Here is an 8,096-nt window from a genome sequence, read left to right as displayed (position 1 = left end):
CGCGAACGCCATGTTCTCGTACACCGTCATGTGCGGGTAGAGGGCGTAGTTCTGGAAGACCATCGCGATGTCGCGGGCCTTCGGCGGGAGGTGGGAGGAGTCCGCCGACGCCGGATCAGGCGGTCAGTTGACGGAGACGGCCGACCAGGCGGCGGCCACCGTGTTGTACTCGGCGCTACCGGCGCCGTACAGGTCCTTCGCCGCCGACAGGGTGGCGGTGCGGGCACCCGAGTAGCTGGTCCGCGAGGTCATGTAGGTGGTGAGCGCGCGGTACCAGATCGCGCCGGCCTTGGCGTTGCCGATGCCGGTCACGGTGCTGCCGTTGCAGGTCGGGCTGTTGCCGTAGGACGACGAGCCGCTGCCGACGGCGAGCAGGTAGAAGAAGTGGTTCGCCACGCCGGAGGAGTAGTGCACGTCCAGCCGGCCCACCGAGCTGCTCCAGCAGTCGGCCGAGGAGCCGTCCTTGGAGGGCTTGTCCATGTACCGCAGCGGGGCGCCGCTGGTGCGCAGCTTCTCGCCGATCAGGTAGTCGCCCGGGTCCTTGGCGTTGTTCGCGTAGAACTCCACCAGGGTGCCGAAGATGTCGCTGGTGGCCTCGTTGAGGCCGCCGGACTCACCGCTGTAGCGCAGGCCCGCGGTGTTGCTGGTGACGCCGTGGCTCATCTCGTGACCGGCCACGTCCAGGGAGGTCAGCGGGTACCAGCCGGAGCCGCCGTCACCGTAGGTCATGCAGAAGCAGGAGTCGCTCCAGAACGCGTTGGCGTAGTTGGTGCTGTAGTGCACCCGGCTGTACGCCCCGACGCCGTCGTTACGGATGCCGTTGCGGCCGAACGTGGCCTTGTAGTAGTCCCAGGTCTCCTGGGCGCCGTACGCGGCGTCGGCCGCGGCGGTCTGCCGGTTGGCCAGAGTGCCGTCGCCGAAGACGTTCGAGGCGCTGGTGACCAGCGTGCCGGTGCCGGAGGTGCCACCGTTCAGGTCGTAGGTCTTGTGACCGCCCCGGGTGCCGTCGGTGAGCTGGTAGGTGCCGCCCGAGAGGGTGCTGCCCACGGTCACCGTGCCGGAGTGGAAGGTGTTGCCGGTGCCGTCGCGCTGCACGCCCTCCCACGAGTCGCGGACCTTGCCACTGGTGGCGTCGACCAGCACGTGCAGCTCGCTCGGGGTGCCGTCGGCGTACGCGCCGCCCACCACGACCTCGTAGGCAAGGGCCGTGCCGGTGGCGTCGGCGTCGTACACCAGCTGGCTGCCGTCGACGCGACGGGCCGCGGCGGTCGAGGTGGCGAGCGCGGCGCGACCGGCGGTCGCGGCGCTGACGCGGGCCTTCGCACCCCGGGCCGGGGCCGCGGCGAGGCTCTGGCTGGCGCCCTTCCAGGTGTTGCCCTTGCCCAGGTGGACCACGGTGTCGCCGCCGAGGACGGGCAGGCCGTCCTGGTAGCGGTTGAGCCGGACGTGCTCGGTGCCGTCGGCGTCGGTCGACACGGTCTTCAGGGTGAACGACGACCCGTCGGCGACGAGCGTGCTGCCCGAGTGCGCCTTGAGCTGGGCCACCGCGCGGGTGAACGCGTCACCGGACACGGGGGCCGCGGAGGCGGTGGTCGGCAGGCTGCCGGCGGCGGCCAGCAGCGCGGCCGTGGCCAGGCCGCCCAGGAGAGTGGTACGACGCATGGAGCTCCTACCTTCACTAGGACTGCCGGTCGGGGGGGTACCGACCGACGGGACCCGCCGGTGCTGGACGGCGGGTCGGTCACGTCCCCGCAGGTGACAGGGCGTGACGGCGCACACGGGATCGACGGAGGAAAGATCCTCGATGCGTTGTTGCACATTCTTGCGCCACGGGCCCCATGTCTGTCACGTCCTGCGGCCAAGATTTTTTCCAGATCTTTTCCCCGCCCGTTCATCAACGGCGGCCTGCAGGGCGGGAGCATCGGCCGCCCCGCCACACCTCGCACACCCGGCCCCACCCCCGCGTTCACGGCCTTAACCTGGGGAAGTGCGTTCACCGCGGGTGGCCGGGGCGGAGCCGGCCGGAGCCGGCCGGCCACTGCTCGCCGGCGGGCTGCTGGTCGCCTCGGGCCTGGTCGACATGGTGTCCGCCTACGCCAACACGGTCGGGGACCCGTTCATGGCGGTGACCCGGCACGGGGTCTACCCGCTCGACATCACCGGCTGGGCCTGGCTGCACGTCGCGATCGGGGCGGCCGTGGCGCTCGCCGGGCTGGCGGCCGTCACCGGCCGGCCCGGCACCACCGGGACGGCGATCGGCTGCGCCGCGCTGGCGGTCGTCGTGGACGTGCTGCTCCTCCCGTACGCGCCGGTTCGGGCGATCTTCGTGGTCGCGCTCACCGGTGCGGCCGTCCGGCTGCTCGTCCGGCACCGCCGTGCCGTGCGCGCCGGCGGCGGGGACGCGCTCAGCGGGGTTGGCAGATCCGGCCGGTGAATGCCGGGTCGCCCTCCCGGTCGGCCGCCCACACCGGGTTGACCACCAACGCCAGCGGCGGCGCCTGCCAGGCGGCACCCAGCCGCTGGAACAGGTCGTACTCCCGCCTCGGCTGGTGGATCCGGCCGCCGGCCAGGAAGTCGACCACCCGGTCCTCGGCCACCCGCCGGCCGACCAGGCCGCCGTGGAAGGCGGGCAACTGGAACACCGGCACCCGGCTGTACTCGCCCGGCGGTGCCTCCGCCGCGCTGACGGTCGGCAGGAAGGCGACCATGCGGACGCCCGGCACGGGGCAGAGCGTGCGGTTGCGGTAGAAGGGCGCGTTGGCCAGCACCGACCTCACGAACGGCTCGTCCGGTCCGCTCTTCACCTCGCGGCCCAGGTTCGCGAGCCAGAAGAGGCCGCGCAGCTCCCACCCGGCGGCCACGCCCCAGCCGCTGTGCCCGGGCGGCGGGTAGTAGGCCCGTCCGGGCCGGATGAGCGGGCTGAACAGCATCACCGCCTCCACCGGCGTCGGTTTCGCCCACTTGTCCAGGTACGTCCGCGCCACCATGGCGCCCTCGCTGGATCCGAGCAGGGCGATCGGCCGTCCGGTGCGCCGGTGCAGCGCCTCGACCTGCGCGGCGAGCAGGACCGCGCTGGCGTCCAGCGAGCGGTGGGTGGCCTCCGGGGCGTACGGCAGCGGGCGGCCCTGGCCGTCGAGGCCCTGGTAGGAGAAGCGCTCCACCCGCGGGTCCACCGGCGGGCGTCCGTTCCACTCGGAGTCGTGCCCGGCGAGGACGATCACCGCGTGCGGCACCCGGTTGGGGAGCGGCTCGCTGACCACCGGCGGTGTCCACTCCCCCGGCTTGCCCGTGGCGAGACCGATGAGCGACTGCGCCGCCACCGCGCCGACCATGGTCGCGACGATCGCCACCGGCGCCACCGGCACCCGGGCCCAGCGGATCCGCGCCGGCAGCGCCGCCGCGGCCACGGTCCGCCGCCAGAGCAGGCCGTTCGCCACCCCGGCCAGCGCCGCCACCGGCACGCCCCACCAGCCCCGGGTGCCGGCGATCAGCGCCCCGGCGAAGGTGAGCACCGCGAAGTTGAGCACCGACCAGCCGAGCAGCTCGATCGTGGGCAGCCCGCGCCACCACGACCCGACCACCCCGGCGCGTTGCAGGAACGGGGCGAGCACCAGCATCGGGACCAGCGAGGCCAGCAGGTACCAGGAGAGCGCGACCACCGAGAAGGCGACCGAGAGCGCCGCCCACGGGGAGATGATCACCGCGGCGAGGGCGGCGACCTCCAGGTTCCGCCGGACCAGCCAGCCGAACGGCGGGCGCTGCACCTGCGCGGGCCAGGCCAGCGCGGTGAGCCCCGCCGACAGCAGCCCGCGCCCGACGGTGAGGGCCACCAGCCCGAGCAGGAAGTGCCCCCAGGAGTTGTGGTAGACCAGCAGCCAACGCAGGTCGTGGTACGAGTCGTAGGGCCAGACGCCGGTGGCCTGCGGGGCGAGGGCGCGGGCCCCGGTGAAGCCGATGCCGGACACGACGGCCTCCTCCAGCACCGGCGGCAGCACGGCGAGCAGGAGCAACATGCCCAACCGGCCCCTGCTCGCTTCCACCGCCGCTCCTCGCGCCCCGGCTCTCGGGTTCCTGCGCAGGATCTCGCGGATCGGCCCGGGCGGTGCCGGAACCGGCGGACCTCGAGCCGTACGGACGGTCAGCGCGCGGCGGCACTGCGCGAGCACGCCGAACGGTCGGGGTGGCGTCCGCCGCGTCGCGTGGCAACCTGTCGCATCCCTCGGGCAGGATGCAGGTCGTGCGCCGCGACCGAGACGACCAGCCGACCGGAGACCGCCGATGACCGACGACCTGCTCGACGGCCCCGGCGACGGGGTCGGCCGGGTGCTGGGCACCGCCGACGCCACCCCGCTCACCTTCTGGACGGCCGTCTCCCCCGGCAGCTACCTGCAACTCGACGACGTGGTGGTGACCCGCCGTGAGTTGCCCGACCGTGAGCCGGTGACGATCGCCGGCGTGGTCACCCAGGTGCGGGCCCGGCACGAGGGCGCGCAGTTCGACTCCGACGTCTTCGCCATCGCCGACGGCACCCTGCCGGCCCAGGTGCAGGAGGCCGCCGAGATCACCACCACCCGGGTCGATCCGGAGTTCTACGTGCCGCCCACGCCGGGCGCGGTGGTGCACCGGGCCGAGGGTGACGCCCGGGCCCGGGCGCTGCACTTCGACCGGATGGAGCGGCGCATCCCGATGGGCATGGGCCGGGACGGGGTGCCGGTCTACCTCAACGCCGACTTCCTCGACGGCACCCGGGGCGCGCACGTCTCCATCTCCGGCATCTCCGGGGTGGCCACCAAGACCAGCTTCGCCACGTTCCTGCTCTACTCGGTCTTCCGGTCCGGCGTGCTGGGCGGGGACGCGGTCAACGCCAAGGCGCTCATCTTCAACGTCAAGGGCGAGGACCTGCTCTTCCTCGACCACCCCAACACCCGGCTCGACGACGACACCCGGGCCGGCTACGCCAAGCTCGGCCTCACCGCCGGCGCCTTCCCCGACGTCCGGGTCTACGCGCCGCCCCGGGTCGGCGACTCCTCCGGCACGCCGGACGTGAGCAGCCGGCTGACCGGGGTGGACAGCTTCTACTGGACGCTGAGCGAGTTCTGCGCCGACCGCCTGCTGCCCTACGTCTTCGCCGACGCCGACGACGAGCGGCAGCAGTACACGATGGTGGTGCACTCGGTCGCCGCGCACCTGGCCCGGTACGCCCAGCCGGCCGACGGCGGGGTGAGCATCGACGGGGTGCGGCTGGGGTCCTACGCCGACCTGGTCGACCACATCGTCGAGCAGCTCAACGACGACGAGACCCGGAGCGACTGGGCGGGCAGCGCGGTCGGCCTCGGCACGGTCAACGCGTTCGCCCGCCGGCTGATCGGCAGCAAGAAGGACCTGGGCCGGCTGATCCGCGGTGACCTGGCCGCGCGCCGGCCGCACTCGATCAACACCGCGGAGAGCGCCCAGGTCACCGTGGTCGACCTGCACAACCTGCCGGACCGGGCGCAGCGCTTCGTGGTCGGTGTGACGCTCAAGAGCGAGTTCGAGCGCAAGGAGAAGGCCGGCACGGCGAAGCCGCTGCTCTTCGTGGTGCTCGACGAGCTCAACAAGTACGCCCCGCGCGAGGGCTCCTCCCCGATCAAGGAGGTGCTGCTCGACATCGCCGAGCGGGGCCGCTCGCTCGGGGTGATCCTGGTCGGCGCGCAGCAGACCGCCAGCGAGGTGGAGCGGCGGATCGTCACCAACTCGGCGATCCGGGTGGTCGGCCGGCTCGACCCGGCCGAGGCGTCCCGCCCGGAGTACGGCTTCCTCCCGCCCGCCCAGCGCCAGCGGGCGCTGCTGGCCAAGCCGGGCACCATGTTCGTCAACCAGCCCGACATCCCGGTGCCGCTCTGCCTGGAGTTCCCCTTCCCGGCCTGGGCGACCCGGGTCTCCGAGGCCGGCCGGGCGCCGTCGGAGACGCTCCGCTCGATCACCCAGGCGGCCGACCCGTTCGCCGTGGTCGGCTCCGGCTCCGGCGCCTCCGACGACGACATCCCGTTCTGAGGTGAGGTGAGGCATGAAGATCCTGCACACCTCCGACTGGCACGTCGGCAAGGTGCTCAAGGGGCAGTCCCGCGCCGAGGAGCACAAGCAGGTCCTCGCCCAGGTGATCGAGATCGCCCGGACGGAGCGGCCCGACCTGGTCATCGTGGCCGGCGACCTGTACGACACCGCCGCCCCCAGCCCGGAGGCGACCCGGCTGGTCACCCGGGCGCTGACCGCGCTGCGCCGGACCGGGGCGGACGTGGTGGCGATCGGCGGCAACCACGACAACGGGCAGGCCCTCGACGCGCTCCGCCCGTGGGCCGAGGCGGCCGGCATCACGCTGCGCGGCAGCGTGCGGGACAACCCGGCCGAGCACGTCATCGACGGGGTCACCGCCGGCGGTGAGCGCTGGCAGCTCGCCGCGCTGCCCTTCCTCTCCCAGCGGTACGCCGTGCGCGCCGTGGAGATGTACGAGCTGACCGCCGCGGAGGCCAACCAGACGTACGCCGACCACCTGGGACGGGTGCTCGCCCGGCTCGCCGAGGGCTTCACCGAGCCGGACCGGGTGCACCTCGTGACGGCGCACCTCACCGTGGTCGGGGCGAGCACCGGCGGCGGCGAGCGCGACGCGCACACCGTGCTCGGCTACGCGGTGCCGGCCACCGTCTTCCCCGGCACCGCGCACTACGTGGCGCTGGGTCACCTGCACCGCTCCCAGCGGGTGATCGGCCCCTGCCCGATCCGCTACAGCGGCAGCCCGCTCGCGGTCGACTTCGGCGAGCAGGAGAACGTCGGTTCGGTGACGCTCGTCGAGGTCACCGCGACCACGGCGGCCCAGGTCCGGGAGGTGCCGGTGCCCGGCGCGGTGCCGCTGCGCACGGTCCGCGGCACCCTCGCCCAGCTCACCGAGCTCGACGCCCCGGAGGGCTGGCTGCGGGTGTACGTCCGCGAGCAGCCCCGCGCCGGGCTGCGCGAGGAGGTGCAGGAGCTGCTCCCCCGGGCGCTGGAGATCCGGATCGACCCGGAGCTGGTGCCCGCCCCCGGCAGCGGCACCCGCACCGCCCAGCGGGCCGGCCGGTCGCCCCGCGAGCTCTTCGCTGACTACCTGGGCAGCCGCGGGCACGCCGACGAGGGCGTCCAGGAGCTCTTCGACGAGCTGCTCGAGGAGGTGGATCACTGATGCGGCCGATGCGGCTGGACATCGCGGGCTTCACCGTGTTCCGCGAGGAGACCACCGTCGACTTCACCGACGCGGACTTCTTCGCCCTGGTCGGGCCGACCGGCTCCGGCAAGTCGACGGTGCTCGACGCGATCTGCTTCGCCCTCTACGGCACGGTGCCCCGCTGGGGCGGCACCCGCGGGCTGGCCAACGCGCTCGCCCCCTCGGCGACCGAGGCCCGGGTGCGGCTGGTCTTCGAATCCGCCGGCGACCGGTACGTGGCCACCCGGGTGGTCCGCCGGGACGGGCGGGGTGCGGTGAAGACGGCCAACGCCGGCCTGCAGCTGATGCCGCCCGGTTTCGACGTGACGAAGCTGGACACCGGGCTCAGCCCGGAGGACCTCGGTGAGGTGGTGGCCGGCACGCCCGCCGAGATGGAGCAGGCGGTGCTGGACGCGGTCGGGCTGCCGTACGAGCAGTTCACCAGCTGCGTGGTGCTGCCCCAGGGGCAGTTCGCCGACTTTTTGCACGCCAAGCCGGCCACCCGGCAGCAGATCCTGGTCAACCTGCTCGGCCTCGGCGTCTACGAAGAGGTGCAGAAGAAGGCCACCGAGCGCGCCGGCCAGGCCGAGGCCAAGCTGGAGGCGGTGGACCGGATGCTCGGCGGGCTCGCCGACGTCGACGACGCGGCGCTCGCCGGGGCGCGGGAGCGGGTCGACCGGATGCGCGAGCTGTCCGGGGCGGTCGCGGCCGCCGTACCGGAGCTGGACCGGGCCCGGGCGACGGCGCGGGAGCAGGCGGCGGCGCTCGCCGCGCTGGACGCGGAACTGGCCGTGCTGACCGGCGTCCGGCCGCCCGACGGGACCGCCGAGGTGGCCCGGGCGGTGGCCGCCGCCCGGGCGGCGGCCGATGAGGCCGCGGC

Annotated in this window: 6 protein-coding genes; 4 read left to right on the top strand and 2 right to left on the bottom strand. The window is 73.7% G+C overall.

Going from position 1 to position 8,096, the window contains the following annotated elements:
* Positions 1–123 precede the first annotated feature (123 nt).
* The gene (locus ACWEVO_RS22610) at positions 124–1,662 is read right to left on the bottom strand and encodes a M4 family metallopeptidase (protein ID WP_452309518.1); all 1,539 of its coding nucleotides are present in this window, start codon (positions 1,660–1,662) and stop codon (positions 124–126) included.
* Positions 1,663–1,987: 325 nt separating this feature from the next.
* Between ACWEVO_RS22610 and ACWEVO_RS22605 the strand changes: the two genes are divergently transcribed.
* On the top strand, positions 1,988–2,434 hold the full coding sequence (locus ACWEVO_RS22605; protein ID WP_452309517.1) for a DUF7144 family membrane protein: 447 nt from the start codon (positions 1,988–1,990) through the stop codon (positions 2,432–2,434).
* Here ACWEVO_RS22605 and ACWEVO_RS22600 read toward each other — a convergent pair.
* Positions 2,406–4,013, bottom strand: coding sequence for a hypothetical protein (locus ACWEVO_RS22600; protein ID WP_452309519.1), 1,608 nt, complete (start codon positions 4,011–4,013; stop codon positions 2,406–2,408). The two genes, ACWEVO_RS22605 and ACWEVO_RS22600, sit on opposite strands and share 29 nt — an antisense overlap.
* Positions 4,014–4,278: 265 nt before the next feature.
* Between ACWEVO_RS22600 and ACWEVO_RS22595 the strand changes: the two genes are divergently transcribed.
* The 3 genes from ACWEVO_RS22595 to ACWEVO_RS22585 all read left to right on the top strand — a co-directional run.
* Complete coding sequence (locus ACWEVO_RS22595) at positions 4,279–6,033, top strand: ATP-binding protein (protein WP_452309516.1); 1,755 nt, start codon at positions 4,279–4,281, stop codon at positions 6,031–6,033.
* A gap of 13 nt (positions 6,034–6,046) precedes the next feature.
* Positions 6,047–7,195 (top strand): exonuclease SbcCD subunit D, encoded by a 1,149-nt coding sequence (locus ACWEVO_RS22590; RefSeq protein WP_452309515.1) that lies wholly within the window; start codon positions 6,047–6,049, stop codon positions 7,193–7,195.
* Positions 7,195–8,096, top strand: a 902-nt coding sequence (locus ACWEVO_RS22585) for an AAA family ATPase (protein WP_452309514.1), incomplete at its 3' end; no start/stop codon positions are given. The genes ACWEVO_RS22590 and ACWEVO_RS22585, both read left to right, overlap by 1 nt.

The organism is Micromonospora sp. NPDC003776, from assembly GCF_053605645.1.
This window is presented reverse-complemented; position numbering and strand designations above follow the sequence as displayed.

Bases quoted from the DNA above. Each gene is read 5' to 3' on its own strand.
- ACWEVO_RS22590 (WP_452309515.1), top strand. From the start codon at position 6,047: ATGAAGATCCTGCACACCTCCGACTGGCACGTCGGCAAGGTGCTCAAG.
- ACWEVO_RS22610 (WP_452309518.1), bottom strand. From the start codon at position 1,662: ATGCGTCGTACCACTCTCCTGGGCGGCCTGGCCACGGCCGCGCTGCTG.
- ACWEVO_RS22595 (WP_452309516.1), top strand. From the start codon at position 4,279: ATGACCGACGACCTGCTCGACGGCCCCGGCGACGGGGTCGGCCGGGTG.
- ACWEVO_RS22600 (WP_452309519.1), bottom strand. From the start codon at position 4,013: ATGTTGCTCCTGCTCGCCGTGCTGCCGCCGGTGCTGGAGGAGGCCGTC.